24 protein-coding genes are annotated in these 25592 nt (G+C 65.8%); 21 read left to right on the top strand and 3 right to left on the bottom strand.

Annotated features, from left to right (window positions below; all coding sequences use genetic code 11):
• Window positions 1-9: 9 nt before the first annotated feature.
• Entirely contained in the window at window positions 10-897 is an 888-nt protein-coding gene (gene mmsB, locus ACD584_RS12345; RefSeq protein ID WP_050912357.1) for a 3-hydroxyisobutyrate dehydrogenase, read from the top strand.
• Between the two features lie 544 nt (window positions 898-1441).
• Window positions 1442-2407 carry a cation diffusion facilitator family transporter gene (locus ACD584_RS12340; RefSeq protein WP_076036136.1) on the top strand — a complete coding sequence of 322 codons (966 nt, stop codon included), beginning with the start codon at window positions 1442-1444 and terminating at the stop codon, window positions 2405-2407.
• A 182-nt stretch (window positions 2408-2589) separates the two neighbouring features.
• On the opposite strand, the gene ACD584_RS12335 is transcribed toward ACD584_RS12340, so the two are convergent.
• Window positions 2590-4662 (bottom strand): 3-hydroxyacyl-CoA dehydrogenase NAD-binding domain-containing protein, encoded by a 2073-nt coding sequence (locus ACD584_RS12335; RefSeq protein ID WP_076037742.1) that lies wholly within the window; start codon window positions 4660-4662, stop codon window positions 2590-2592.
• 237 nt (window positions 4663-4899) lie between these two features.
• Between ACD584_RS12335 and rpoE the strand changes: the two genes are divergently transcribed.
• From rpoE to recO, 9 genes are all read left to right on the top strand, one after another.
• On the top strand, window positions 4900-5520 hold the full coding sequence (gene rpoE, locus ACD584_RS12330; protein WP_011036461.1) for an RNA polymerase sigma factor RpoE: 621 nt from the start codon (window positions 4900-4902) through the stop codon (window positions 5518-5520).
• Window positions 5517-6377, top strand: a complete 861-nt coding sequence (locus tag ACD584_RS12325) for a sigma-E factor negative regulatory protein (protein ID WP_076036135.1) — start codon at window positions 5517-5519, stop codon at window positions 6375-6377. The genes rpoE and ACD584_RS12325 overlap by 4 nt, the downstream gene beginning before the upstream one ends.
• A 109-nt stretch (window positions 6378-6486) precedes the next feature.
• The gene (locus ACD584_RS12320) at window positions 6487-8064 is read left to right on the top strand and encodes a DegQ family serine endoprotease (protein ID WP_076036134.1); all 1578 of its coding nucleotides are present in this window, start codon (window positions 6487-6489) and stop codon (window positions 8062-8064) included.
• A gap of 180 nt (window positions 8065-8244) precedes the next feature.
• Window positions 8245-10035 carry a translation elongation factor 4 gene (lepA, locus tag ACD584_RS12315; RefSeq protein WP_162277289.1) on the top strand — a complete coding sequence of 597 codons (1791 nt, stop codon included), beginning with the start codon at window positions 8245-8247 and terminating at the stop codon, window positions 10033-10035.
• Between the two features lie 103 nt (window positions 10036-10138).
• Window positions 10139-10939, top strand: coding sequence for a signal peptidase I (lepB, locus tag ACD584_RS12310; protein ID WP_076036132.1), 801 nt, complete (start codon window positions 10139-10141; stop codon window positions 10937-10939).
• Window positions 10940-11347 (top strand): DUF4845 domain-containing protein, encoded by a 408-nt coding sequence (locus ACD584_RS12305; protein WP_075287710.1) that lies wholly within the window; start codon window positions 10940-10942, stop codon window positions 11345-11347.
• Complete coding sequence (rnc, locus tag ACD584_RS12300) at window positions 11337-12017, top strand: ribonuclease III (protein ID WP_011036467.1); 681 nt, start codon at window positions 11337-11339, stop codon at window positions 12015-12017. The genes ACD584_RS12305 and rnc overlap by 11 nt, the downstream gene beginning before the upstream one ends.
• Window positions 12014-12910: a GTPase Era gene (era, locus tag ACD584_RS12295; protein WP_011036468.1), complete on the top strand. Its 897-nt coding sequence runs from the start codon at window positions 12014-12016 to the stop codon at window positions 12908-12910. The genes rnc and era overlap by 4 nt, the downstream gene beginning before the upstream one ends.
• Before the next feature lie 239 nt (window positions 12911-13149).
• Window positions 13150-13875, top strand: a complete 726-nt coding sequence (gene recO, locus ACD584_RS12290) for a DNA repair protein RecO (protein ID WP_076036131.1) — start codon at window positions 13150-13152, stop codon at window positions 13873-13875.
• 56 nt (window positions 13876-13931) lie between these two features.
• Here recO and ACD584_RS12285 read toward each other — a convergent pair whose 3' ends face one another.
• Entirely contained in the window at window positions 13932-14654 is a 723-nt protein-coding gene (locus ACD584_RS12285) for a response regulator (protein WP_076036130.1), read from the bottom strand.
• A 157-nt stretch (window positions 14655-14811) separates the two neighbouring features.
• Between ACD584_RS12285 and rlmD the strand changes: the two genes are divergently transcribed.
• Complete coding sequence (gene rlmD, locus ACD584_RS12280) at window positions 14812-16146, top strand: 23S rRNA (uracil(1939)-C(5))-methyltransferase RlmD (RefSeq protein WP_076036129.1); 1335 nt, start codon at window positions 14812-14814, stop codon at window positions 16144-16146.
• Window positions 16147-16321: 175 nt separating this feature from the next.
• On the opposite strand, the gene ACD584_RS12275 is transcribed toward rlmD, so the two are convergent.
• Entirely contained in the window at window positions 16322-16963 is a 642-nt protein-coding gene (locus tag ACD584_RS12275) for a hypothetical protein (RefSeq protein ID WP_175611540.1), read from the bottom strand.
• A 93-nt stretch (window positions 16964-17056) separates the two neighbouring features.
• Here ACD584_RS12275 and ACD584_RS12270 point away from each other — a divergent pair, with 93 nt between their 5' ends.
• The 9 genes from ACD584_RS12270 (at window position 17057) to ACD584_RS12230 (ending at window position 25584) form a co-directional block, all read left to right on the top strand.
• On the top strand, window positions 17057-17551 hold the full coding sequence (locus ACD584_RS12270) for a CYTH domain-containing protein (RefSeq protein ID WP_076036127.1): 495 nt from the start codon (window positions 17057-17059) through the stop codon (window positions 17549-17551).
• A gap of 91 nt (window positions 17552-17642) precedes the next feature.
• Window positions 17643-18329 carry a DsbA family oxidoreductase gene (locus ACD584_RS12265; protein ID WP_014507159.1) on the top strand — a complete coding sequence of 229 codons (687 nt, stop codon included), beginning with the start codon at window positions 17643-17645 and terminating at the stop codon, window positions 18327-18329.
• Window positions 18298-19365 carry an NAD(P)/FAD-dependent oxidoreductase gene (locus ACD584_RS12260; protein WP_254843736.1) on the top strand — a complete coding sequence of 356 codons (1068 nt, stop codon included), beginning with the start codon at window positions 18298-18300 and terminating at the stop codon, window positions 19363-19365. Before ACD584_RS12265 ends, ACD584_RS12260 begins: the two co-directional genes overlap by 32 nt.
• A gap of 170 nt (window positions 19366-19535) precedes the next feature.
• Window positions 19536-21125, top strand: a complete 1590-nt coding sequence (locus ACD584_RS12255; protein ID WP_076036124.1) for a cryptochrome/photolyase family protein — start codon at window positions 19536-19538, stop codon at window positions 21123-21125.
• Window positions 21126-21532: 407 nt separating this feature from the next.
• Window positions 21533-22528: a beta-N-acetylhexosaminidase gene (gene nagZ / locus ACD584_RS12250; protein WP_011036477.1), complete on the top strand. Its 996-nt coding sequence runs from the start codon at window positions 21533-21535 to the stop codon at window positions 22526-22528.
• Window positions 22528-23082, top strand: a complete 555-nt coding sequence (locus ACD584_RS12245; protein WP_011036478.1) for a hypoxanthine-guanine phosphoribosyltransferase — start codon at window positions 22528-22530, stop codon at window positions 23080-23082. The genes nagZ and ACD584_RS12245 overlap by 1 nt, the downstream gene beginning before the upstream one ends.
• Before the next feature lie 88 nt (window positions 23083-23170).
• Window positions 23171-23923, top strand: coding sequence for an S-methyl-5'-thioinosine phosphorylase (locus ACD584_RS12240; protein ID WP_076036123.1), 753 nt, complete (start codon window positions 23171-23173; stop codon window positions 23921-23923).
• Window positions 23924-24009: 86 nt separating this feature from the next.
• A complete protein-coding gene (locus ACD584_RS12235) occupies window positions 24010-24216 on the top strand; it encodes a cold-shock protein (RefSeq protein WP_003488188.1) in 207 nt (68 codons plus the stop codon).
• A gap of 96 nt (window positions 24217-24312) precedes the next feature.
• On the top strand, window positions 24313-25584 hold the full coding sequence (locus ACD584_RS12230) for an NAD(P)/FAD-dependent oxidoreductase (RefSeq protein ID WP_070692576.1): 1272 nt from the start codon (window positions 24313-24315) through the stop codon (window positions 25582-25584).
• Window positions 25585-25592 lie beyond the last annotated feature (8 nt).

Genomic DNA, 25592 nt, shown 5'->3' with positions numbered 1-25592 from the left:
AGCAACCGCATGAGCAAGATCGCTTTTATCGGCCTGGGCAACATGGGCGGGCCGATGGCCGCCAACCTGATCAAGGCCGGGCACGAGCTGCGTGTGTTCGACCTGGTGCGCAGTGCATTGGATACCGCACATGCCGCCGGCGCGCAGGTGGCCAGTTCCGCAAGCGACACCCTGCACGGCGCGGAGGTCGTCATCTCCATGTTGCCTGCCAGCAAGCACGTGGAAGGGCTGTATCTGGGCGATGCCGGCATCCTTGCGCACATTCCCGCCGGCGCGTTGGTGATCGATTGCAGCACCATTGCGCCGGCAATGGCACGCACGGTGGCCACTGCTGCGCAGGCGCGCGGTCTGGACATGCTGGATGCGCCGGTATCCGGCGGCACAGCGGGCGCTGCAGCCGGCACACTGACCTTCATCGTGGGCGGCGCTGCACAGGCGCTGGAACGGGCGCGTCCGGTACTGCAGGCGATGGGCAAGAACCTCTTCCACGTCGGCGACAACGGCGCCGGGCAGGTGGCCAAGCTGTGCAACAACATGGCGTTGGGCGTGATCATGGCCGCCACCGGCGAAGCCATCGCGCTGGGCGTGGCGCAGGGGCTCGACCCGGCGGTGTTGTCGCAGATGATGGCGGTCAGCACCGGGCGCAGCTGGGCCACCGAGGTCTGCAACCCGTGGCCCGGTGTGCTGGAGAATGCACCTGCCTCGCGCGGCTACAGCGGCGGTTTCGGCAATGACCTCATGCTCAAGGACCTCGGCCTGGTCGCCGAGGCCGCGGTGCAGGCGGGCGCATCGATTCCGCTGGGCGAACTGGCACGCAACCTGTATGCCATGAACAGCCGGGCTGGCAATGGCGGGCTGGATTTCTCCAGCGTGGTCAAGCTGGTGGCCAAGGTGTGAGGGCAGCTGATGAAGCTGGTACGCCCACCGCTATGTGTCCATCGCTGTCACCGGCATCCGTTTTGTAGGTGATCGAACGGGGCGGCGTAGGCTGCAGAGCGATGATCTGCGGCCTGGCTGCAAGGCCCTTGCCCGCCCACCATCGCGGGACACACCGCAAGTCTCTCCGTGTAGGTTCTTATGCGGCATCCATGCCGCATGAGGTCACGCGACGGTGGGTGCAAGGATCTGTCGAGATGGTCTGTACGCATGCTTGCAAGCGGTGCGGCCGTCTGATGCGGGGCGGTCTGGTCAGACTCTCCATCCGAGCACTGTCACTGTTAATACGGCACCACTCCACCCGCCAATGAAGGCAGTGTGGTCAGCAAGTGCCGCCATTGCGACGGTATTCGAGAGCTTTCGTTAGCCGCCCCAGGTTGCTATCCGGGCTGGGCAATAAGGCGCAGCGCCGCCCTTACGTGATGTGATCTCATCACGCGCCGGTGTAATAGTCTCCGCAACCGCGTGGCCCTAAGGTGCGCGCATTGCACAAGGCCGACACCCCATGGGACACGATCACAGCCACGCACCCAGCGAAATCCGCCACGAAACACCGCTCTGGTGGGCGCTGGCTCTCACCGCCACCTTCCTGGTGGCCGAAGTCATCGGCGCGTTCGTGTCCAACAGCCTGGCGTTGTTGTCGGATGCGGCGCACATGGCCACCGATACCTTGGGTTTGATGATTGCACTGGTCGCGGTCCGGCTCAGCCGGCGCCCGGCAGACGCGCGTCGTACCTACGGTTACGTGCGCCTTGAAGCGCTGGGTGCATTGGTCAATGGCGCGCTGCTGTTCGGCGTGGGCGCCTATATCCTCTGGGAAGCCGCGCAGCGGTTTCGCGCACCGCAGGATATTTCCTCCAACGGCATGCTGCTGATCGCCGGTTTGGGCCTGGTGATCAACCTGATCGCGATGAAGCTGCTGCACGCCGGCAGTGGCGAAAGCCTCAACGTCAAGGGCGCCTATCTGGAAGTGTGGAGCGACATGCTCGGCTCGGTCGCGGTGATCATCGGCGCCTTGCTGATCCGTTGGACCGGCTGGCAGTGGATCGACCCAGTGCTGGCGGTGCTGATCGGCCTATGGGTATTGCCGCGCACCTGGGTGTTGCTGCGCGAAGCGATCAATGTGCTGCTGGAAGGTGTTCCCAAAGGCATCGACCTCGCCCAGGTGCAGCAGGCGCTCACCAGCCATCCCGGCGTCGAAGACGTACATGATCTGCACGTCTGGGCCCTGGCCTCCAGCACCCCGGCCTTGACGGCCCACGTGGTGGTTGGCGAAACGATCGACCGCGACCGCCTGCGTCAAACGCTGGGCGAACTGCTGCATGACCGCTTCGACATCGCCCACGTCACCTTGCAGGTGGAGAGCGGCGATTGCGGAGCCGATCCGTGCGGCACGCCTTCCACGCCGGCTGCTGCGGGCGACGCGCATAGTCATGCGCATGGCCAGGGCGCGCATCATCATTCCCACTAGCATGCCTCCTGCGCACAGCACACGCAGTTAGCCAACAAATAACGACGAATGCCGTGCCGCGCAGGAAATCACGATTGCTCTGCAGCCAGGCAGCTGTGCGCTCGCAATACGCTCACTCAACCGATCCTGCGCGGCGGCTAAAAAAAACGCCACTGCGTAGTGGCGTTTTGGGTTGAGATCTTTTATGCCACCGGCTCCCGCAACACCGGCGACTCCCAACCCGGCCGCGGTACAAACCGCTCGCCATACCGCGTCTGTAAGGCGTGCAGGCGGGCCAGCAGCGCGTCTGCACCGACGCTGCGGATGTGCTGGATCGGGCCGCCGCGGAAGGGTGCAAAGCCGGTGCCGAAGATCACGCCGGCATCGAGCAGGTCGGCATCGGCCACCACGCCTTCGTGCAGGCAGGCCACCGCTTCGTTGAGCAATGGCAGGATCAGGCGGTCTTCAAGGTCCGCCGGCACCTCGTAGCCGCTGGCAACCTCGGGTTTGACCGCGCGGCCGTTTTCCCATTTGTACAAGCCCTGGCCGTCCTTCTTGCCGCGCTTGCCGGCCTCCACCGTGGCCAATGCTGCCGGGATCGGCAGGCCCAGGAACGGGGCGAGCTCCGCACCGACGCCGGCGGCCACGTCCAGGCCCACGGCGTCGATCAGTTCGATCGGCCCCATCGGCATGCCGAACTTCACCGCGGTCTTGTCCAGCACCGGTCCTGGAATGCCCTCGGCATAGGCGGTGGCCGCTTCCAGCAAGTACGGGAACAGCACGCGGTTGACCAGGAATCCTGGCGTGCCGGCGACCGGTACCGGGAATTTGTCCAGCGCCTTGCAGAACGCGGCCAGCCGCGCCACGTTGGCCGGATCCAGCCCGTCGTGCTGCACGATTTCCACCAGCGGCATCATCGCCACCGGGTTGAAGTAGTGCAGGCCGGCAAACTGCGCCGGACGCTGGATGTGCCCGCGCAATTCGGTCAACGGGATCGAGGAGGTGTTGGTGGTGAGTAGCGCATCCGGCTTGAGGTGCGGCTCGATGCTTTGGTACAGGTCGCGCTTGGCTTGCGGGTTTTCGATGATCGCCTCGATCACCAGATCCGCCTGCGCCACGCCGCTGCCAGCCAGATCGCCGCGCAGTCGTGCGGCCACCGCGGGGCGCTTGGTCTCGTCCTTTACGCGCTTGCCAAACAGTTCGCCGCCGCGCGCCAGGGCGGTATCGATGAAGCGCTGTTCGCGGTCCTGCAGCGTGACTTCAAAGCCCTTGTAGGCCGCCCACGCGGCGATATCACCGCCCATCACGCCGGCACCGACGACATGCACGTGGCGGATGGCCGGCAAGCCGGTGTCCTTGCCGCCAAGGGCCTTGAGCCGCTCGGTCAGGAAGAAGATGCGGATCAGATTGCGCGCTGCCGGCGTACTGGCCAGCTTGACCACTGCCTTGCGCTCGGCCGCCAGGCGGGCCTGGATCCCGCCGCCACCGGCGCGCTCCCACGTGGCGATCAACGCATACGGCGCGGGATAGTGTTCCTTGCGTGCCTTGCGCGCGACCTGCTTGCGCATCTGCGGTGCCAGCAGCTTGCGTGCAAGCAGGGTGTTGGTCGCCCAGGCGGTGGCGCGTTGCTTGAACGGGCGCGTGGTGCCGGCCAATGCCAGCGCCGCAGCCACATCCACCAGCACCGCCGGTGCAGCAACCTTGTCGACCAGGCCCATCGCCCGCGCAGCCTTGGCCGACACCGTGCGCCCGGTGAGCATCAGGTCCATTGCCGCCGGTGCCCCGAGCAGGCGCGGCAAGCGGGCGCTGCCGCCCCAGCCGGGAAAGATGCCGAGCTTGGTTTCCGGCAGCCCGATGCGCGTGCTGCCATCGTCTGAGGCCACCCGGTAGCGGCAGGCCAGTGCAATCTCGGTGCCGCCGCCCATGCAGAAGCCGTGGATGGCGGCCACCGTGGGGCAGGGCAGTTCGGCCAGTTTCTGGAACACCTGCTGGCCGCGGCGAATTGCGTCGTTGACGGTGCCGCGGCGGTCGAACTCCTGGAATTCCTTCAGATCGGCGCCGGCGATGAAGCCATTGGCCTTGGCCGAGCGCAGCACCACGCCCTTGGGCGGATCCAGTGCCAGGCGTTCGATGACATCGCCCAGTTCGAGCAGCACGTCCTGCGAGAAGGCGTTGACCGCCGCGCCCTGGCGGTCGAGGCTGAGCACGAGCACGCCGTCCTCGCGCAGGTCTGCCTGCCAATGGCTGAATCGGAGCCCGTCGAAACCTGGAAGCATGCGGTTGGCCATCCGGCGATATAAGGAAAGGCCGTTATCATCCAGAGGTTGTTTCCTTCACGTCAAATACCCATACCTGTCGTATGGACGGTGCCGGCCCAGTGCAAGGCGTCGCCAGCGACACGTCGGCGCCGCCGTTTGCGGCAGCGCTGCGATCGTTTGGATCGGTAGGAACTTTTCTTTTCAATGGCGGTCTCATTGCCCGACTTCGGTGGGCAGACAGGAGTGCGGCCCGACATGGCCGAAGTCGATACACCTCAGGAGCTGGATCTGGAACTGGTCCGGCGTGTGCAGCGCGGCGAAAGTGCGGCGTTCGATGTGTTGGTGCGCAAGTACCAGCACCGGATCGTCGCCCTGATCGGGCGCTACATCGCCGACTGGAGCGAATGCCAGGACGTGGCCCAGGATACGTTTGTGCGCGCTTACCGCGCGATCAACAGTTTTCGTGGCGACGCCCAGTTCTATACGTGGCTGCACCGCATTGCCGTGAACACTGCCAAGAACCACCTGGTTGCGCACAATCGCCGCCCGCCCACCGATGACATCGACGTCAGCGACGCCGAACAATTCGATGGTGCGACCCGCTTGCGCGACACCGACACCCCGGAGCGCGAATTGATGCGACAGGAGCTGGAACAAACGGTGATGCGTGCGGTCCAAGCCTTGCCGGAAGAACTCCGGTCGGCCATCACCCTGCGCGAGGTGGAAGGGCTGAGTTACGAGGAGATCGCGCGAAAGATGGATTGCCCGATCGGAACGGTGCGCTCGCGCATCTTCCGGGCGCGCGAGGCCATCGACATCGAGCTACGGCCTCTGCTGGAGACCGAAAGCGCTACCCGTGAGCGACACCGTGTATGACCAATAACCCTGACATGTCCACCACCGACAAGTTCGAACGTCATTATCGCCAGCAGCTGTCTGCGCTGGTGGATGGCGAGCTGAGTGCCGAGGAGTCGCGCTTTTTGCTGCGGCGCCTGGCCCATGACGAAGAGTTGGCCGGCTGCCAGGAGCGCTGGCAGCTCTGCGGCGATGTGCTGCGCGGCGCGGCAAGTGCCCCGGCGCCGCTGGATTTCACCGCCAAGGTGCGCGCTGCCGTGGCCGAAGAACCGGCACCTGCCGCAGCGCCGGCGGCCCGCCCTGCTGCGCGCTGGCGTTGGGGGGGCGGTGCTGCGTTGGCGGCATCGGTCGCCGCGATCGCCTTGTTCGTGTCCCGCGAACGGCTGCCTGAGGTGGCCGCGCCCGCGCCCGCCGAGCAGGTGTTCGCCACCACCGCACGGCTGCCCGCATCCACTCCCGCCCCACAGGCGCCGAAGGCCCCGGATGCGCCGGACGACGTGGTTGCCCTGGCGGCGGCCGTGCCCGCGGCGGCGCTGGCCTCGGCCCGGCGTGGCGCGGCGACCCGCAATCAGCAGGTCGCTCGCAGCGTGGCGGCGCGCAACCAGCAGGCACCGGCCCGGATGGTGGCCTCGGCTGCGGCCCCGGCTGCAACGCCAGCAGTCGCCTCGCCGGCGGCGGCAAACCCGTTCACGCATCCTGAAACCACGCTGCAGGTCCGCCCGTGGCCGCGCGCCGCACTGGCGGGGTCGGGCGAAAGCCCGCTCAACGCCAGCTTCAGTCAAAGCCGGCAGGCGCCAGCGTTCTATCCGTTCGAGCCCGCCCCGCAGGCGGCCGCTGCGGCAGGCCGAGCACAGCCGGCTCCGCCACCGCAGGACTGATGTTCTCGCCGTTCCCCACCCGTTCGGCATCCATGCTCCCGTTACCGTGTCCGGCCCGTGCAACTGCTCGGGTCTGGGCGCTTGTCGCCCTGCCATCGGAGGCAACCTGATGAATCCCCGCATCCGCACCCAGATGTTCGGCCTGTTGGCCATGACCCTACCGTTGGCTGCCTGCGCGCAGCAACCCGAAGCGCCAGCCAAGACCAGCGCGCCGATCGCGGCCAACCGCAGCACCACGCCGGCGCCGCAGCTGGTGGCGGGCTTGCCGGATTTCACCAATCTGGTCGAGCAGGTCGGTCCGGGCGTGGTCAATATCGAAACCACGATCACCCGCAAGGACGCCATGGCGCGCTCGCAGCGCGGCGGTCCGGGCGGGCGTGGCGGCGGCGCGATGCCCGACGACGAGCAGATGCCGGAGTTCTTCAAGCGCTTCTTCGGCCCGGATTTCCAGATGCCGGGCGGCCCGCGTCAGGGGCCGGGACAGGGCGATGACGATGGCGGCATCGCAGGCAAGTCGATGGGTTCGGGCTTCATCATTTCCGCAGACGGCTATGTGCTGACCAATCATCACGTGGTGGATGGCGCCAGCGAGGTGACCGTCAAGCTCACCGACCGTCGCGAGTTCAAGGCCAAGGTGGTCGGCAGCGACGAGCAGTTCGACGTGGCCCTGCTCAAGATCGAGGCCAAGGGCCTGCCGACCGTGCGCATCGGCGATTCCAACACGCTCAAGCCGGGCCAGTGGGTGGTGGCGATCGGTTCGCCGTTCGGGCTGGATCATTCGGTCACTGCCGGCATCGTCAGCGCCACCGGTCGCAGCAATCCATACGCCGACCAGCGCTACGTGCCATTCATCCAGACCGACGTGGCGATCAACCAGGGCAACTCCGGTGGCCCGCTACTCAATACGCGTGGTGAAGTTGTCGGCATCAATTCGCAGATCTTCTCCGCCTCGGGCGGCTACATGGGGATTAGTTTCGCGATCCCGATCGACCTGGCTTTCAGTGCGGCCGAGCAGATCAAGGCCAGCGGGCATGTCAGCCGCGGCATGCTGGGCGTGGCCGTCGGTCCGATCGATACGCTGAAGGCGCAAGGCCTGGGCCTGCCGGATACGCGCGGCGCGCTGGTCAACGACATCCCGGCCGGCAGCCCAGCTGGCAAGGCCGGTATCGAGGTGGGTGATGTGATCCGCTCGGTCAACGGCAAGGAAATCGCGGTGGCCAGCGACCTGCCGCCAATGATCGGCCTGATGCCGCCGGGAACCAAGGTCACGCTGGACGTCTTGCGCGATGGCAAGCCGCGCAAGGTCACCGTCACCCTGGGCGCGCTGGAAAACGAATCTGGCAGCAGCGCCCCGCGCACTGCGGCAGATGACAGCAAGCCGTCCGCGCCGGCCAGCGTGGAGCTGCTGGGCCTGCAGGTTGCGGACCTGACCGCCACCGAGCGCAGTCGCATGGGTCTGGAAGCGGGTGAGGGCGTGCGCATTGCCTCGGTCACCGGCTCGGCTGCACGCAGTACCCAGCCGCCATTGGCCCCAGGCCTGGTGATCGCCCGGGTCGGCCGCACCAAGGTCGGCAGCGTTGCCGAGCTGAACCGTGCGTTGGCCAGCTACAAGAAGGGCGACGTGGTGATGCTGCTGGTCACCGATGGCAAGGCCACCAGCTATGTGGCGTTGAAGGCGGGCGGCTGAGACGCAGGGAATCGGGAGTTGGGAGTGGGGAATCGGAAACAGCGGCAGGTCATGCCGTCTGCTTTTACGATTCTCCATTCCCGATTCCCCAATCCCGGCCTGGCAGGCCAAGCCGTGCGATAATGTGGCGTTACCCTGACGACGGCACCGCCGGCGCCCACCTCAATGTCCTCTGATTCAATGCGGAACATCCGCAACTTCTCCATCATTGCCCACGTCGACCACGGGAAATCCACCCTGGCCGACCGGATCATCCAGCTGTGCGGCGGTTTGCAGGCGCGCGAGATGGAAGCCCAGGTGCTCGACTCCAACCCGATTGAGCGCGAACGTGGCATCACGATCAAGGCGCAGTCGGTGTCCTTGCCGTACACGGCAAAGGACGGGCAGACCTATTTCCTGAACTTCATCGACACCCCCGGGCACGTGGACTTCTCCTATGAAGTCAGCCGCTCGCTGGCGGCCTGCGAAGGTGCGTTGCTGGTGGTGGATGCGGCGCAGGGCGTGGAAGCGCAGTCGGTCGCCAACTGCTACACCGCCGTGGAGCAGGGCCTGGAAGTGGTGCCGGTGCTCAACAAGATCGACCTGCCCACCGCTGATATCGAGCGGGCCAAGGCTGAAATCGAAGCGGTGATCGGCATCGACGCCGAGGATGCGGTGGCGGTCAGTGCCAAGACCGGGCTCAATATCGATCTGGTGCTCGAAGCGATCGTGCACCGGATTCCGCCGCCCAAGCCGCGCGATACCGACAAGCTGCAGGCGTTGATCATCGACTCGTGGTTCGACAACTACTTAGGTGTGGTGTCGCTGGTGCGCGTGATGCAGGGCGAGATCAAGCCGGGCAGCAAGATCCAGGTGATGTCCACCGGCCGTACACATCTGGTCGACAAGGTCGGCGTGTTCACACCCAAGCGCAAGGAACTGGCATCACTGGGCGCCGGCGAAGTGGGCTGGATCAATGCCTCGATCAAGGACGTGCACGGCGCGCCGGTCGGCGACACCCTCACCCTGGCGGCCGACCCGGCGCCGCACGCATTGCCCGGTTTCCAGGAAATGCAGCCGCGCGTGTTCGCCGGCCTGTTTCCGGTCGATGCCGAGGACTACCCGGACCTGCGCGAAGCGCTGGACAAGCTGCGTCTGAACGATGCCGCGTTGCGCTTCGAGCCGGAAAGCTCCGAGGCGATGGGCTTTGGCTTCCGCTGCGGCTTCCTGGGCATGCTGCACATGGAAATCGTGCAGGAACGGCTGGAGCGCGAGTACAACCTCAATCTGATTTCGACCGCGCCGACGGTGGTCTATGAGGTGCTCAAGACCGACGGCACCATCATCCCGATGGATAACCCGTCCAAGCTGCCGCCGCTCAACCACGTGGAAGAGATCCGCGAGCCGATCATCCGCGCCAATATCCTCACCCCGCCCGATTACGTCGGCAACATCATCACGCTGTGCGAAGAAAAGCGCGGCAGCCAGATCGGCATCAACTACCTGGGCAGCCAGGTGCAGATCAGCTACGAGCTGCCGATGGCCGAAGTGGTGCTGGACTTCTTCGACAAGCTCAAGTCGGTCTCGCGTGGTTACGCCTCTCTGGATTATCACTTCCTGCGTTTCGATGCCGGCCCGTTCGTGCGCGTGGACACGCTGATCAACGGCGACAAGGTCGATGCGCTGAGCATCATCGTGCACCGCAGCTACGCCGATCGGCGCGGCCGCGAGCTGTGCGAAAAGATGAAGGAGCTGATCCCGCGGCAGATGTTCGACGTGGCAATTCAAGCCGCCGTCGGCTCGCAGATCATCTCGCGTTCGACGGTCAAGGCGATGCGCAAGAACGTGTTGGCCAAATGCTATGGTGGCGACGTTTCGCGCAAGAAAAAGCTGCTGGAAAAGCAGAAAGAAGGCAAGAAGCGCATGAAGCAGGTCGGCCGCGTGGAGATTCCGCAGGAGGCCTTCCTGGCCGTTCTGCAGATGGATAAGTAGCAGGGAATGGTCAATCGGGAATCGGGAATGGTCAGGGCGTGCGCGCTCCTGCTGTTCCGATTCTCGATTCCCGATTCCCGATTCCCTTTCCGAAGGAACATCAATGAAATGGTTTGAAATCGCCCTGGTTGTGTTGACGCTGGGCACCGGCTTCATCTGGCTACTGGACAAGCTGTTCCTGGCCAAGCGCCGCGCGGCGCGCGCCGGTCTGCTGGACGGCGAGCCGGCGATCATCGACTACTCGCGTGCGTTCTTTCCGGTGCTGGCGGTGGTGCTGATCCTGCGCAGCTTCGTGGCCGAGCCGTACAAGATTCCGTCCAGCTCGATGATGCCCAATCTGCTCATCGGCGATTTCATCCTGGTCAACAAGTTCGCTTACGGCTTCCGTTTGCCGATCACCAACACCAAGTTCATCCCGACCGGTGAACCCAAGCGCGGCGACGTGGTGGTGTTCAAGCCGCCGCATGCGCCGGACCAGAACTGGATCAAGCGCGTGGTCGGCCTGCCGGGCGACAAGATCGGCTTCCACGGCGACACGCTGTACATCAACGACAAGCCGATGCGCTACACCGTCAAGGGCGAGTACATCGGCAAGGGCAAGGGCGCCGAGATGACCGGTACCACGCTGCTGGTGGAGGACCTGCCCGGGCGGACCCACACCGTGCTGGAGTGGGTGGATCGCAACATGCCGGCCGGCCAGGGCGACTGGACGGTGCCGGCAGACAGCTATTTCGTGATGGGGGACAATCGCGACAATAGCGAGGACAGCCGATTCTGGACGCAGACGCACTTCCTGCCGGAGACAAATCTCCGCGGCAAGGCGTTCCTGATCTGGCTCAATTGTGAAGGGTGGTTCTGCAAGGGGAGTTTCGATCCATCGCGGATCGGGACTGGAATCCAGTAAATGCACGCGGTGCGTGCCGGGGGACACACAATGAAGCGCAAGCAAAGCGGTATGACGTTGACGTCGTTCGTGGTGGTGCTGGCGGTGGTGGGGTTTGCGTTATATCTGGGGATGAAGTTGTTCCCGATGTATCAGGAATATTACGCAGTCCGTACGTCGATGAAGGGTCTTGCGAATGAAACGGGCAGTGCCGACATGGACCCGTCCAAATTGCAGGACATGTTCTTCAAGCGGCTGTACATCAACTACTCGGACAACGTCAAGAAAGAGGACGTCAAGTTCGAGCGCATCGAAGGCGGCTGGCGGATGAAGGTCAACTACGAAGTGCGGCGTGAGCTGGTCGGCAATCTCGATGTTGTCGGCAAGTTCGACACCGAGCAGGATCTGACGAGGCGTGGTGTCGAATAGAACTTTCCAGCGCGGTGATCCGATCGGACATGCGTTTGCCGATCCGGGTCTGCTCGCCCAGGCGCTGCGTCATCGCAGCGCCGGGACGCCGCATAACGAGCGTCTGGAATTCCTGGGCGATGGCATCGTCAATCTGCTGATCGCCGAGGCGTTGTATCAGCGCTGGCCCAAGGCCGACGAAGGCGCCTTGACTCGTGCGCGCGCCGAGCTGGTGCGCGAGGGCGCGCTGGCCGTCATTGGGCGCACCCTCAACCTGGGCGAGCGCTTGACGCTGGGCCCGGGCGAATTGAAATCCGGCGGGCATCGCCGCGATTCGATCCTGGCCGACGCGGTCGAAGCGATCGTCGCGGCGATCTATCTGGACTGCGGGTTCGAGCGTTGCCGCGCGGTGGTGCTGCCCTGGTTCGAACCGTCGCTGGCGGCGTTGCCGGTCGGCAAGGCCGAGAAAGATCCCAAGACCCGGCTGCAGGAATGGCTGCAGGCCCGGCAATTGCCATTGCCGCAGTACGCCCTGATCAGCGAAAGCGGCGACGAACACGCCAAACAGTTCCATGTCGCCTGCATCCTTGAGCAGCCAGCCGCCCGCGCCGAGGGGCAGGGCACGTCTCGTCGGCTTGCCGAGCAACAGGCCGCAGCCACCGTCATCGCACAACTGGATTCGAACACGTGAGCGAAACCTCTCCCCACCGCAGCGGCAGCGTTGCCGTGATCGGCCGTCCCAATGTCGGCAAGTCCACCCTGACCAATGCGCTGGTTGGCGCCAAGGTCAGCATCGTCTCCAATCGGCCGCAGACCACGCGCCACCGTCTGTTGGGCATTGCCACCTTCCCGGAAGGCCAGCTGATGCTGGTCGATACACCCGGGCTGCACCGCGAGCAGAAGCGCGCGATGAACCGGGTGATGAATCGCGCCGCGCGCGGCTCGCTGGAAGGCGTGGATGCCGCGGTGCTGGTGATCGAGGCAGGCCGCTGGGACGAAGAAGACACCCTGGCATTCCGCGTGCTCAGCGACGCTGACGTGCCGGTGGTGCTGGTGGTCAATAAAGTGGACCGGCTCAAGGACAAGACCGCGCTGTTCCCGTTCCTGGCGCAGGTCAGCGAAGGGCGCACGTTCGCCGCTGTGCATCCGGTCTCGGCGCTCAAGCGCAAGGGCCTGGAGGCATTGGTGAGCGACCTGCTCAAGCTGGTGCCCGAAGCCGAGGCGATGTACGGCGAAGACGAAATCACCGATCGCAGCCAGCGTTTTCTGGCCGGCGAACTGGTGCGCGAGCAGTTGATGCGCCAACTGGGCGAAGAACTGCCGTATGCCACCACCGTGGAGATCGAACGCTTTGCCGAGGACGGTGCGCTGCTGCGCATCGGCGCGGTGATCTGGGTCGAGCGCGAGGGACAGAAGGCCATCGTGATCGGCAAGGGCGGCACTCGCCTGAAGGACATCGGCGGCAAGGCGCGCCTGCAGATGGAGCGCTTGTTCGGTGCAAAAGTGTTCCTGGAAACCTGGGTGCGCGTGCGCGAAGGCTGGTCGGATGACGAGGCTGCGCTGAAGGCCTTCGGTTACGACTGAGCAGAGGCAGGGTAGTCGAGCGCGCAAGCGCCAGGCGCGCGTGTGCACGGGGCTGATTCTGTTTGAGGCCAATGCTTCCAGTGTCCACGGTTAACAGGTGCGCGCCCATACCGGTGCTTGTGTGAGAGGTTCCGACCTGTGCTGATGTGTCAGTTCACGCGACAGGCGTCTGCAATTTCGCTGTCCCGGCGTGCGGCGGTCAGCGGCCGCCACGCCGGTCACAGGCGGAGCACACTGTCATGCTGATCGAACACGAGCGCGGCTTTGTCCTGCACGTACGCGCCTGGCGCGAGACCAGCTTGCTGGTGGAAGTGCTGACCGAGCAGCACGGGCGCGTGGGATTGCTGGCGCGGGGCGTGCACGGGCCACGCAAGCAGGCGTTGCGCGCTGCGCTGCAGCCGCTGCAATTGATCCAGTTCACTGCGGTGCAGCGTGGCGAGTTGGCACAGCTGCGCCAGGCCGAGGCCATCGATACCGCGCCGCGGTTGCTTGGCGAAGCGATGCTGGCGGGTTTCTATATCAGCGAACTGTTGCTGCGGCTTGCACCGCGCCATGCGCCGGTGCCGGAGCTGTTCGACTGCTATGCGCAGGCGCGTGCGCACCTGGCTTCCGGTGCCGCGCTGGCATGGGGATTGCGGCAGTTCGAGCGCGACGTGCTCGACGGGCTGGGGTTCGGCTTCGATCTGCAACACGACAGTGACGGCCAGCCGATCGATCCGGCCGCCCGTTACCGGCTCGATCCGCAGGATGGCGCGCGGCGGGTATTGAGCGAGCGGCTGGCGCAGGATCGCCGCGAGACCGTGACTGGTGCGGCGCTGCTGGCGCTGGGCGAGGACCGGCTACCGGCCGCCGAGGACATGCCGGGGCTGCGCCGCAGCATGCGCGGAGTCTTGCTGCACCACCTGAGCGGGCGCGGACTCAAGTCCTGGGAGATGCTGGAAGAATTGGCGCGACGCGGCGCGTAGATGGCGTTGCGCCCGGTCGATGCCCGGGGGGTGCCCCGGAGATGCCGGCCAGCGGGTCAGTGCAGCAGCGCGGCCACTGCGGCATGGAACTGGTTCTGTGCAATGCGCGACTGCGGATCGCCACGCAGCAACCGCACTGCGCCAGCAAGCCGGGCGGCACCAACGAATCCACAGCTGGCCTGCAGACGGTGCAAGTGATTGCGCAGCGCCAGCTCGTCGCTGACCAGCAGCGCCGAATCTACGGCGTCGCGGGTGCCAGGCAGCTCTGCCAGGAACAATTCGCGCAAGGCATTGAGGTGATGCTGCTGGCCGTTGAGCGCACTCAGTGCGGCGGCCTCGTCCCAGTCGCTGGCGGCGATATCCACCACGCCCACCGGGGCCACGCTGTAGCGCCCACGTGCCAGGCCACGGCGTACCGCCTGCAGCAGCCGTTCGGAGGTCAGCGGCTTGACCAGCATTTCCAGAAAGCCGTCCGATTGCAGCCCGCGTTGCATGGCCGCGTTGCCGTCAGCGGTATGCGCCAGCGCGGGGACATCCGGGTGCAGCAGGCGCAGGGCGCGCAACAGGTCGCTGCCGGTGCCGTCTGGGAGGTTGACGTCGATCAGCCACAGGTCATGGCGGCGCGCGCGCGCGCGGTCCAGTGCCGAAGACAAGGAGTCGGCCCAGTCGACCTGGGCGGGCAGGCTTTCGAGCACGGCGTGCAGAAAGCCACGGCTGATCGGGTCGTCCTCGACCAACAGAACGCGCGGCTGGGGTTCCTGACGTGTTGCCATGTTCATGCTGCCTCCTTGTCAGCGTGCCGCGTACTGCGCGTAGCGCGAGCTTCCGAAGTGTGCACTGGTTTGCGGGGCGCGACAATTGCTCGCACCCGTATGGCGACCGGCGGCAATCGCATCTGCGACAATACGCACCCTTTTTGCCCGCAGCTTTCGCCACGTGGCCAGATCCAGAAACCGTTTCGACCGTACCCCGTTCCAGACCGCGATCACCGACCTGAGCCATGACGGCCGCGGTGTGGCGCGCCGCGATGGCGAGGGCGGCAAGGTCACCTTCATCAGTGGCGCGCTGCCAGGTGAGGTGGTTGCCGCCGAGCCCACCGCACGCAGCCGCCATTTCGATGAGGCCAGAACGGTGGAAGTGCTGCAGGCATCGCCGCAGCGGGTGACGCCGCGCTGCCCGCATTTTGGTGTGTGCGCCGGCTGCGTGCTGCAGCATCTGGAAGAATCGCAGCAGATCGTGGCCAAGCAGCGCGTGCTGATGGACAACCTGGAGCGCATCGGCCACGTCACGCCGCAGACGGTGCTGCCGGCGCTGGTGGGCGATACCTGGGGCTATCGCCGCAAGGGCCGCTTTTCGGTGCGCCGGGTCGAGAAGAAGGACAAGACCCTGGTCGGCTTCCGCGAACTGGACCCGCGCTTCGTGGCCGACCTGTCGGTCTGCTACACGGTGATTCCGCAGATTGGCGAGAAGATTCCGCAGCTGGCGGCGCTGGTCGAAGGCATGGACGGCAAGCGCGACATTCCGCAGATTGAATTCATCGCCGGCGACGATGCCGTGGCGCTGACCATCCGCCATCTGCAGCCGCTCAGCGCACGTGACGAGCAGGCCTTGGTGGAGTTCGCCCAGGCGCACGATTTTGCGATCTTCCTGCAGCCTGGCGGCGTGGACAGCGTGCATCCGTTGTGGCCGCAAGAGGTGCCCTTGTCCTTCCGATTGCCGCAGTGGGATGTGGAGCTGGCGTTTCGTCCGTTGGACTTCATCCAGGTCAATGCCTCGCTCAATCAGAAGATGATTGCCCACGCCTTGGAATTGCTCGATGCCAAGCCCGATGACCGGGTGTTGGACCTGTTCTGTGGTCTGGGCAATTTCACCCTGCCGCTGGCGCGTACCGTGCGCGAAGTCGTGGGCGTGGAGGGCGACGCCGGTTTGGTGGCGCGTGCACGCGAGAATGCACAGCGTAACGGGCTGGACAATGCGCAGTTCTACGCAGCGGACCTCACACAAGATCAGCGGCAGACTGCGTGGATGCGCCAGGGCTTCGACAAGCTGTTGCTCGATCCACCACGCTCCGGCGCCATCGACGTGTTGCAGCAGCTGCCGCTGAAGCAGTTCAAGCGCATCGTCTATGTGAGCTGCCACCCAGGGTCATTGGCACGCGATGCCGGCTACCTGGTGAACGAGCAGGGCTTCAGCCTGCTTAGTGCCGGTGCGATGGACATGTTCCCGCACACCGCCCATGTGGAAAGCATCGCGGTGTTTGAGAAGCGCTAGCGCGAGGCTTGCGCGTTTGCGTCACGCGTCACGTGTGCTGATCCGAAGCGTACCTGCAATGGCAGCTGATGCAGCACACATCCCGGTCGGGATGTGTGTGGGCTGCTTTCAACCGCGCACCCAGTGGTGGTGAGCGCGTCGGAACTACTGCAGCGAGGCGCATACGCCGCGTCAGTCAGTATGCGGGGGTGGCGTTCTGCCACTGCCCATCGACCAGGGCGAACTGCATCTGCAATTCGCCGCGCTCGTTGGCAGCACTGGCCTGGACAGTGCAGGCAACCACCGGTGCGTGCTCGGAGACGGCGCAGCGCTCCACCGCAAGGACCTGCGCCGTGCTGACCGCCTGTTCGAGACTCTTGCGCACAGCTGCATTGCGTTCGGCCACCAGCTTCTTGGAAAAATCTTCCCGTAGCAGCACCTGCACGCGCGCGTTGTCGGGCACCGGTGCGGCGACTTCCATCTCGGTGTCGCTGTGCTGCAACTGCCAGCCGTTGGCGGTTGGCAGGAATCGCAGTGCCATGTGCTTTTCGCTGGGTCCGGCCTGTCCGGTGACGAGGCAATCGACTGCGCCTGGGGTCGTCTGCTCCACGGCTGGCAGGCAGCCAATTAGAGCCGTCAAACGTGGGCGAAACAGCTCGCCCATCAGGTCGTCACCCTGGTCGGGGTTGCCTGCCGCGTCCTTCTGCATCGCTGTGTCCAGCGCGGCTTGGGCCTGTGCGAGCGAGGGCGCTGCGGCCGCGGCGCTGGCACCGCTGGCGGCGAGCAGCAGTGCTGTGGCAAGAACGATCTGCGGTGTGTAACGGCGACGGCCTGTCATGGCGTGCATCCTTTCAGTGGGGGCGCGGAGTGTAGGTGGGTGGCTCCCACAATAGCCAGGCATTTTTCCGCGCGGCCGGCCATACTTGCCTTCATGGGTATCGAAATCGAACGCAAATTTCTGGTGACCGGCGACGGCTGGCGTACCGCCACGCATGCGGTCATCCCGATGGCGCAGGGCTATATCAACGATCAGGCGTCGCTGCGCAGTGGTGCGCAGAATGCCTCGGTGCGTGTGCGCATCCAGGGCGATGCGGCATTCCTCAACCTCAAGTCGCGCGAGCTCGGGCATACCCGTCAGGAGTTCGAATATCCGATTCCGCTCGACGATGCGCGTGCGTTGTTGGCGTTGTGTGTGGGTGGGCTGATCGACAAGCGCCGGCATCTGGTTGAGTACGCCGGGCATGTGTGGGAAGTGGACGAATTCCTGGGTGACAACGCCGGGCTGGTGGTGGCGGAGGTCGAGCTGGAGCACGCTGACGAAGCGCTGCAACTGCCAGACTGGATCGGCGCAGAAGTCACCGACGAGGCGCGCTACTACAATCTGGCGTTGGCATCGCAGCCATTTTCGCAGTGGTCGGTACGCTGAGTTCCACCGGCCGCAAGGCGCGGGGGATCTGTTCGCGCGGCGCAGCGTCTATGCTGCAACCTAACTCAACCATGCGATACACACACCCGTCATGAGAATCGATATCTGGTCCGATGTGGTGTGCCCGTGGTGCTGGATCGGCAAACGCCGCTTCGAGCAGGCCGTGGCCACGCTTGGTGAGCGCTTGCCGGCGCTGGAAATCCACTACCACGCCTTCCAGCTGGATCCAGACAGTGGCCTGCAGCCGGTGCCCTTGCGCGAGGCCTTGCTGCCGAAGTTCGGCAGCGCCGAACGTACCGAACAATTGCTGGCGCAGACCCAGCAAACCGCGCGCGCCGAAGGCCTGCCGTTTGATTTTTCGCGTGGGCAGGTACAGGTCACCACCTTGCCCGCGCACCGGCTGATCTGGTTGGCGGCGCGCGAGGGTGATGTCGAGCCGGTGATCGAAGCGCTGTTCCATGCGCACTTTGCCGAAGGCAGGAATCTTGCGGCGGCCGACACCTTGATCGCTGCTGGTGCGGCTGGCGGGTTGGCGCCGGCACGCGTGCAGGCGCTGCTGGCGTCCGACGAGGGCAGTGCGCAGGTGCAGGCGCAGCTGCAGCAGGCCGCGCAGATCGGTATCCGCGCGGTGCCCAGTTTCGTCATCGACGGACGCAGCCTGCTCCAGGGTGCGCAACCGGCCGATGTCATGGCACAGGCGTTGCTGCAGTTGGCCGCCGAATCCGCGCCGGCCGCCGCAACCGGGGATGCCTGCGGCCCGGACGGTTGCGCGATCTGATGCGCGCGGCCGCGGTCGCCACACCCTGATGCGCGGGCCCCGCACGCGGCGCAGGGTGGCGGTGATCGGCGCCGGGCTGGCCGGCCTGCGCTGCGCCAGCGTGTTGCAGGCGGCCGGCTACGCCGTGACGGTCTTCGAGCAGGCACCGGCGCCAGGTGGACGCATGCGCGCACTTGCAGGCCAGCAGTGGCACTGCGATCACGGCGCTCAGTACTTCACTGCGCGTGATCCGGACTTCATGTTGGCGGTAAGGGCGTGGATAGCAAATGACTGTGCTGCGCCCTGGCCTGCGCGTCTGGCCAGTTGGGATGGCACCACCCTGCAGCCCTCGCGTGGCACGCTGCAACGCTTTGTCGGAGTGCCGGATATGGCGGCGCCGGCGCGTGCGCTGGCGGTTGGGTTGGACCTGCGTACAAAAACGCGCATCGATGCGCTGCAACGCACCGAACACGGCTGGGCACTGAGAGGTGCTGGTCTGCCAGAAGCCGTGCATACCGAACTGCTGGTGCTGGCACTGCCCGCGCCGCAGGCCGCTGCGTTGCTGGAGACGGCTGCGAGCGACCTGGCACGCGTTGCTGCCCGCGGGCGCATGCAACCGGCCTGGGCCGTGGTTGCACGTTTTACGGCGCCGGTGGAGGCGGGTTACGACGGGTTGTTCGTCAATGCCGGCCCACTGCGTTGGATCGCCCGCAATTCCAGCAAGCCTGGCCGTGTCGGTGCGGAGACTTGGCTGCTGCACGCCACCGCGGTGTGGAGCCACGCCCATCGGGATGCCACGCCAGCCCAGGTGATCGACCAGCTGCTGCCGGAATTACCGGCGCTCGGCTTACCCGCGCCGCTGGCATGTGAGGCCTTCTTCTGGGAAGCGGCCAGTACCGAATCCCCGGCCGTGGCCGATGCGTGCGTGTGGGATGCAGCATCGGCGGCAGGGCTGTGCGGCGATTGGTTGGCAGGCGGCAAGGTCGAGGGCGCCTGGTGTAGCGGAGCCGCGCTGGCGCAACGCATCTGCGCGTATGACGCAGGCGGTCGCGACTGAATCCATCGGCTGCCACTCCGCGTATTGCAGGGGAGAGGTTTAGGAGCACAGCCGTATGGCGGATCAGGTTGAGCGGGCATATCGCGATGACAGCAGGCGGCGCCGGGCGCACTGCGTGATGAAGCAAGCAGCATGCGCATCCCGCGTCGGATACGAGTCGCGTGCCGCCGATGCGTGAACACGATGCAGGCGGTGCAGACACGGGCGCCGAACCGCAGCGCTGGGTGCCGGCGCATACGCTGCGCCTGGTGCTGGGCGACCAGCTCAATCCGCTGCACAGCTGGTTCGAGACGCCCAACGCCAGTGTGGTCTACGTGCTAATGGAGGTGCGTGCGGAAACCGACTACGTGTTGCATCACGCGCAAAAAATCCTGGCGATTTTCGCGGCGATGCGCGCGTTCGCCGCGCGCTTGCGGCAGGCCGGGCACCGCGTGCGTTACGTCAGCATCGACACGCCCAGCAATCGGCAGTCGATCACCGCCAATCTGGAAGCGTTGATGGTGCACTACCGCGCCAAATGGCTGGAATACCAGGCGCCGGACGAGTGGCGCCTGGATGAACTGCTGGAGCAGTGGTGCGCAGCCCAGCCGTTTGCCAGCCGCATGGTGGGCAGCGAACATTTCCTGACCGAGCGCGAGGACGTGGCCGGATACTTCGATGCGCGTGCGGCCTGGCGCATGGAAGTTTTCTATCGCCACATGCGGCGACGGCATCGCATCCTGCTGGACCACGCGGGCGCACCGGAAGGCGGGCGTTGGAACTTCGACCATGACAATCGCGCGCCGTGGCCGGGCGAGCCGCCGGCACCGGCGGACTGGCGCATGACCCACGACCATGCCGCGCTCTGGCAGACCATCGAGGCAGCTGGCGTGCGCAGTTTCGGTGTGCCGCAGGCCGATGCCTTGCCTTGGCCGCTGCACCGCGACGAAGCGCTGCAGCAGCTGGACGACTTCATCACGCACGCGCTGCCGCAATTCGGCCGCTACGAAGATGCGATGAGCACGCGCAGCCCGCGGTTGTTTCATTCGCTGCTGTCATTCGCACTGAACGTCAAGATGCTGCACCCGGCCGAAGTGATTGCACGTGCCGAGGCGGCGTGGCGCGACGGGCACGCGCCGCTGGCGTCGGTGGAAGGCTTCATCCGCCAGATCCTGGGCTGGCGCGAATATGTGCGCGGTGTGTACTGGTCGCAGATGCCCGGTTACGCGCAGTCCAATCAGCTAGGCCAGCACGCGCCGCTGCCACACTGGTTCTGGGATGGGCAGATCGGCATGCGTTGCCTGGCCGATGCGATCGGCAATTCGTTGAACAACGCGCATGCGCACCACATCCAGCGGCTGATGGTGATTGGCAACTTTGCGCTGTTGGCGGGGCTGGATCCACAGGCCTTGCATTGCTGGTATCTGGGCGTCTACATCGACGCGTTCGAGTGGGTGGAGTTGCCCAATACGGTTGGCATGAGTCAGTTCGCCGACGGCGGCTTTCTCGGCAGCAAGCCCTATATCAGCGGCGCGGCGTATATCGATCGCATGAGCGACTACTGCACTGGCTGCGCCTATCAGCGCAAGCAGCGGGTGGGCCCGCGCGCATGCCCGTACAACGCGCTGTACTGGGATTTTCTGGCCCGCCAACGCGCGCTGTTGGGAGGCAATGAGCGGCTGGTGTTGCCATACCGGCAACTGGACGACATGGCGCCGGAGGCGCTGGCGCAGCTGCAGGCGCAGGCGGAGCATTGGCGCGCGCATTTGGAGGTGCTGTAGGCGCCTGGGTAGCACGGCAATGGGCGCCGTCGGGGCGAGTTCGGTGCCGTTGGTGGCTGGATCCCTTTTTCAGCCTGAGGGGGAATTCTTGGCTGCGCCTGCACATGCAACCTGGCTGGTCACGCGGAAGCGTTACCGCGTGCCACACCGGCACAAGCAATCACACCGGCACTGGTCTGCAGAGCGCAGCAGCCAGTCAGCCGACGGCGCCTGCAAGCAACGCGACTCAAAAGAATCGCTGAAAAGGACTCCTCCGGCACCCAACACGGGCGCCGCGCCCATATCCAGCACCCGTGCAACCGCCAGCCGCGGCCGCCCTTGCCTGAATGCGCGGTCTGACGATGCTGCGCGCATCTGCGACAATGCCGCGCTGCGCCATCGTGGCGCCTGGCCCGGGAGTCCCCAACATGCTTCTGATCGGCGTTGCCGGTACCGAACTCAGCGCACAGGAACGCGACTGGCTGCAGCACGACGCCGTCGCCGGCGTGGTGCTGTTCAAGCGCAACTTCGCCTCGCGCACGCAGGTGGCCGAGTTATCGGCCGCCATCCGCGCCGCGGCGCCGCGCCCGCAATTGATCTGCGTGGACCAGGAAGGCGGCCGGGTGCAGCGCTTTCGCGAGGGTTACAGCGCCTTGGCGCCGCTACAGAGCTTTGGCGCGCTGTATGCCACCGACCCGGAAGGCGCGCTTGCCCAGGCCCGCGCGCATGCGCAGCTGATGGCCAGCGAAGTGCGCGCCAGTGGTGTTGATCTCAGTTTTGCCCCGGTGGTGGACCTGGCACGCGGCAACCGCGCCATCGGCGACCGCGCCTTCAGCGACGACCCGCAGGTGGTGGCCAGCTTCACCCGTGCCTACGTGCAGGCGCTGCACGCCGCCGGCATGGGCGCCACGCTCAAGCATTTCCCCGGCCACGGCACCGTGCTGGAAGATACCCATGTCGACCACGCCAGCGACCCACGGCCGCTGGACGTCCTGCTGGCCGAGGACCTGGTGCCGTTCGTGGCCGGGATCGATGCCGGTGCCGACGCGGTGATGATGGCCCACGTGGTCTACCCGCAGGTGGCGCCGGAGCCGGCCGGCTACGCGTCGCGCTGGATCGAGCAGATCCTGCGCGGGCAACTGGGCTTCCGCGGCGTGGTCTTCTCCGACGACATCGGCATGGCCGCCTCGTTCAGTGCCGGCGGCGTCGCCGGACGGGTGCACGCGCACCTGGATGCCGGCTGCGACGTGGTGCTGGTCTGTCACCCCGAACTGGTCGCCGAGTCCCTGCAGGCGGTGGCCGGCCGTACGCTCAACACTGCCGCACTGATCGGCCTGATCGGCCGTGGCGCGCTGGGCTGGGATGGCCTGCTCGCCGATGCTCCCACCACCTCCCTTTCCGCCTCTTTCGGAACACTTGCCTGATGTCCACGCTCACCATTTCCCAGGCCCTGGCCCAAGCCGATCTGCTGGTCGACCGCCCGGCCATCGATGCCGCCGTCGCCACCATCGCCGATGCGATCGCGCGCGACTACGCCGGCGAAGTGCCTGTGTATCTCACCATCATGCACGGCGCGCTGCCGTTCTCCGGCCAGTTGGCGCTGGAGCTGGGCGCGCGCGGCCAGGATCTGCAGTTCGACTATCTGCACGCCACCCGCTACCGCGGCGAAACCACCGGCGGCGAGCTGGTCTGGAAGCACCGCCCGGCCACTGCGCTGTTCGGCCGCCGGGTGATCCTGGTCGACGACATCCTGGATGAGGGCTACACCCTGCAGGGCGTGCGCCAGTGGTGCCTGGAGCAGGGCGCCACCGATGTGCGCGTGGCGGTGTTGACCGTCAAGCGCCACGACCGCTGCGTGCCGGGCGTCACCGCCGACTACGTGGGCGTGGAAGTGGCCGACCGCTACGTGTTCGGCTTCGGCATGGACGTCAACGAGCAGCTGCGCGGCATTCCTGCCATCTATGCGATGAAGCAGTAAGTCAGCGCACCTACCCACGCCGGTGGGTACAGCACTGCGCCATTGCCGGTGCAGCGTTCTTCTTTCGTCTTTCGATGCAGAGGTCTGTGTGTCTTCCAATTCCATCGCATTGGCCGTCATCGGCGGCACCGGCGTGTACAAGCTGGCCCAGCTCGACCAGGTGCAGACGCACGCGGTCGACACCCCATACGGCGCGCCGTCCGGCCCGATCCGCGTGGGCATGCTGCTCGGCCATCGCGTGGCATTCCTGGCCCGGCATGGCGAAGGTCATTCGCTGCCGCCGCACAAGGTCAACTACCGCGCAAACATCGCTGCGCTGCAGCAAATTGGTGCCACCCGCGTGCTGGCGCTCAACACTGTCGGCGGTATCACCGAGGCGTTTGGCCCGCGCGTGCTGGCCTGCCCGGACCAGTTGATCGACTACACCTGGGGCCGCATTTCCACCTTTTGCGAAGAGGCCGGCAGCGAGGTGCAGCATGTGGACTTTGGCCACCCGTATTCGCCGATGTTCCGCAGCAAGGTGATCGCCGCGGCCAAGGTGACCGGCGTCACGCTGGTAGCGGGTGGATGCTATGGCGCCACCCAGGGACCGCGATTGGAAACGATTGCAGAGATCGCGCGGATGCGTCGCGACGGCTGCGATCTGGTCGGCATGACCGGCATGCCCGAAGCGGCGCTGGCACGCGAAAAAGGCCTGGAATATGCGTGTTTGGCGATCGTGGCCAACTGGGCGGCGGGCTGTGGCGACGCGCAGGAAATCACCATGGCCGAGGTGCTGTCGAACGTGGATGCGGCCTCGTCCGGACTGCCGGAGCTGATTGGCGAACTTGCACGCGGGTGATTGTCATCGGGGCATAAGCTTTGCATACTCGGCGCGTACGCTCCGCCGTACACCACCCATTAATTTTGCAAAGGTCTTGCATCACCATGCCGAACGGTACCGTCAAGTGGTTCAACGACGCCAAGGGATTTGGCTTCATCTCACCGGAGGACGGCAGCGCCGATGTCTTCGCGCACTTCTCCGCGATCAACTCCAAGGGCTTCCGCAGCCTGCAGGAAGGCCAGCGCGTCAGTTATGACGTGACCCAGGGCCCCAAGGGTGCCCAGGCTTCGAACATCACGCCGGTTGAGTGATTCACTCGATTGTGCGATTGAAGAACCCCGCTTCGGCGGGGTTTTTTTTGCGCCGGTCCATGTCGGGCTGGTGAGGACGCAGACAGAGCACGGACGATGCAGCAGACATTGCGAATTGCGGTAGTGGGATACGGCACGGCGGGGCAGGCACTGGCCGTGCTGCTCGGTGCCGATGGGCATCGCCTGGACGTGTTCGAACGCGCGCCCGCGCCCGGGCCGGTTGGTGCAGGATTTCTGTTGCAGCCGAGCGGGCTGCAGGTGCTGTGGAAGATGGGGCTGCTGGAGCAGGCCTTGCAGCACGGTGCACCGGTGCGGCGGTTGTATGGCGAGACGCCCTGCGGGCGCGCGGTGATGGACATGCGCTACCGCGACCTGGATGCGCGCCTGATGGGCCTGGGCATGCAGCGCGGCGCGTTGTTCGCGTTGCTGCGCGATGCCTGGCCCGAGTACGCCAACCTGCACATCGGCACGCAGATCACCGCGATCGATCATGACGGCGTGCGTGTGCAGGACCAGCGCGGGCAATGGCATGGCCCCTACGATCTGATCATCGCCGCCGATGGCTCGGCATCGACCTTGCGCGCACAGGCCCAGGGCACCCAGCTGGATCGGGTGTATCCATGGGGCGCGCTGTGGTGTTTGTTGCCGCGCGAAGACTGGCCGTACGTGGACGAGTTGCGGCAGCGCTACATCGGCGCACGCAAGATGATCGGGCTGCTGCCGGTGGGCACGCGGCCGGGCGATGACACGCCGCGGCTGAGCTTTTTCTGGAGCCTGCCCTGCAGCGATTTCGCTGCATGGGAAACCCGCGGCATGGACGCCTGGCGCGAAGAAGTGGCGCAGATGTGGCCGGACGCGCTTGCGCGCCTGCAGACCGTGCAGGTGCATGGCGCCTTGGCGCGTGCCAGCTACCGCGACGCGGTGGTGTCGCGCTGGCACCGCGGCCGCTTTGCGCTGGCCGGCGATGCCGCGCACGCGATGAGCCCGCAGCTGGGGCAGGGCGTGAACATGGCGCTGCTGGATGCACTGGCGATGCGCGATGCCTTGCGCGCCGGCGCGGACCTGGATGCCGCATTGCAGCGCTACCAGCGCGAACGCCAGGCGCATGTGGCGATCTATCACCGCTGGAGTCGCTGGCTCACGCCGCTGTTCCAGTCCGAGCGCGATGTGTGGGCGCGCGGGCGCGATCTGCTGCTGCAGCCGATGGGCCGCGTGCCGGGTGGGCGCGGCCACATGCTGCGCGTGCTCAGCGGCACCCAGCACGGCTGGTTCGGCAAGCTCGCGCTGGACCCGGCGTTCGTCGATGCATTGGCGCAACCGGTGCCGGTGCCAAGTTCGAGTAATGCAGGAGATGGCATGGCTGCGTAGTGGCGCGC

Source organism: Xanthomonas sp. NCPPB 2922 (assembly GCF_041520885.1).
Classification (GTDB): Bacteria; Pseudomonadota; Gammaproteobacteria; order Xanthomonadales; family Xanthomonadaceae; genus Xanthomonas; species Xanthomonas campestris.
This window is presented reverse-complemented; position numbering and strand designations above follow the sequence as displayed.

Excerpts from the sequence above, each read along its gene's own strand:
- mmsB (WP_050912357.1), top strand. The coding sequence starts at position 10 with ATGAGCAAGATCGCTTTTATCGGCCTGGGCAACATGGGCGGGCCGATG.
- ACD584_RS12340 (WP_076036136.1), top strand. The coding sequence starts at position 1,442 with ATGGGACACGATCACAGCCACGCACCCAGCGAAATCCGCCACGAAACA.
- ACD584_RS12335 (WP_076037742.1), bottom strand. The coding sequence starts at position 4,662 with ATGCTTCCAGGTTTCGACGGGCTCCGATTCAGCCATTGGCAGGCAGAC.
- rpoE (WP_011036461.1), top strand. The coding sequence starts at position 4,900 with ATGGCCGAAGTCGATACACCTCAGGAGCTGGATCTGGAACTGGTCCGG.
- ACD584_RS12325 (WP_076036135.1), top strand. The coding sequence starts at position 5,517 with ATGACCAATAACCCTGACATGTCCACCACCGACAAGTTCGAACGTCAT.
- ACD584_RS12320 (WP_076036134.1), top strand. The coding sequence starts at position 6,487 with ATGAATCCCCGCATCCGCACCCAGATGTTCGGCCTGTTGGCCATGACC.
- lepA (WP_162277289.1), top strand. The coding sequence starts at position 8,245 with ATGCGGAACATCCGCAACTTCTCCATCATTGCCCACGTCGACCACGGG.
- lepB (WP_076036132.1), top strand. The coding sequence starts at position 10,139 with ATGAAATGGTTTGAAATCGCCCTGGTTGTGTTGACGCTGGGCACCGGC.
- ACD584_RS12305 (WP_075287710.1), top strand. The coding sequence starts at position 10,940 with ATGCACGCGGTGCGTGCCGGGGGACACACAATGAAGCGCAAGCAAAGC.
- recO (WP_076036131.1), top strand. The coding sequence starts at position 13,150 with ATGCTGATCGAACACGAGCGCGGCTTTGTCCTGCACGTACGCGCCTGG.
- ACD584_RS12285 (WP_076036130.1), bottom strand. The coding sequence starts at position 14,654 with ATGAACATGGCAACACGTCAGGAACCCCAGCCGCGCGTTCTGTTGGTC.
- ACD584_RS12275 (WP_175611540.1), bottom strand. The coding sequence starts at position 16,963 with ATGACAGGCCGTCGCCGTTACACACCGCAGATCGTTCTTGCCACAGCA.
- ACD584_RS12270 (WP_076036127.1), top strand. The coding sequence starts at position 17,057 with ATGGGTATCGAAATCGAACGCAAATTTCTGGTGACCGGCGACGGCTGG.
- ACD584_RS12265 (WP_014507159.1), top strand. The coding sequence starts at position 17,643 with ATGAGAATCGATATCTGGTCCGATGTGGTGTGCCCGTGGTGCTGGATC.
- ACD584_RS12260 (WP_254843736.1), top strand. The coding sequence starts at position 18,298 with ATGCCTGCGGCCCGGACGGTTGCGCGATCTGATGCGCGCGGCCGCGGT.
- ACD584_RS12255 (WP_076036124.1), top strand. The coding sequence starts at position 19,536 with ATGCGTGAACACGATGCAGGCGGTGCAGACACGGGCGCCGAACCGCAG.
- nagZ (WP_011036477.1), top strand. The coding sequence starts at position 21,533 with ATGCTTCTGATCGGCGTTGCCGGTACCGAACTCAGCGCACAGGAACGC.
- ACD584_RS12245 (WP_011036478.1), top strand. The coding sequence starts at position 22,528 with ATGTCCACGCTCACCATTTCCCAGGCCCTGGCCCAAGCCGATCTGCTG.
- ACD584_RS12235 (WP_003488188.1), top strand. The coding sequence starts at position 24,010 with ATGCCGAACGGTACCGTCAAGTGGTTCAACGACGCCAAGGGATTTGGC.
- ACD584_RS12230 (WP_070692576.1), top strand. The coding sequence starts at position 24,313 with ATGCAGCAGACATTGCGAATTGCGGTAGTGGGATACGGCACGGCGGGG.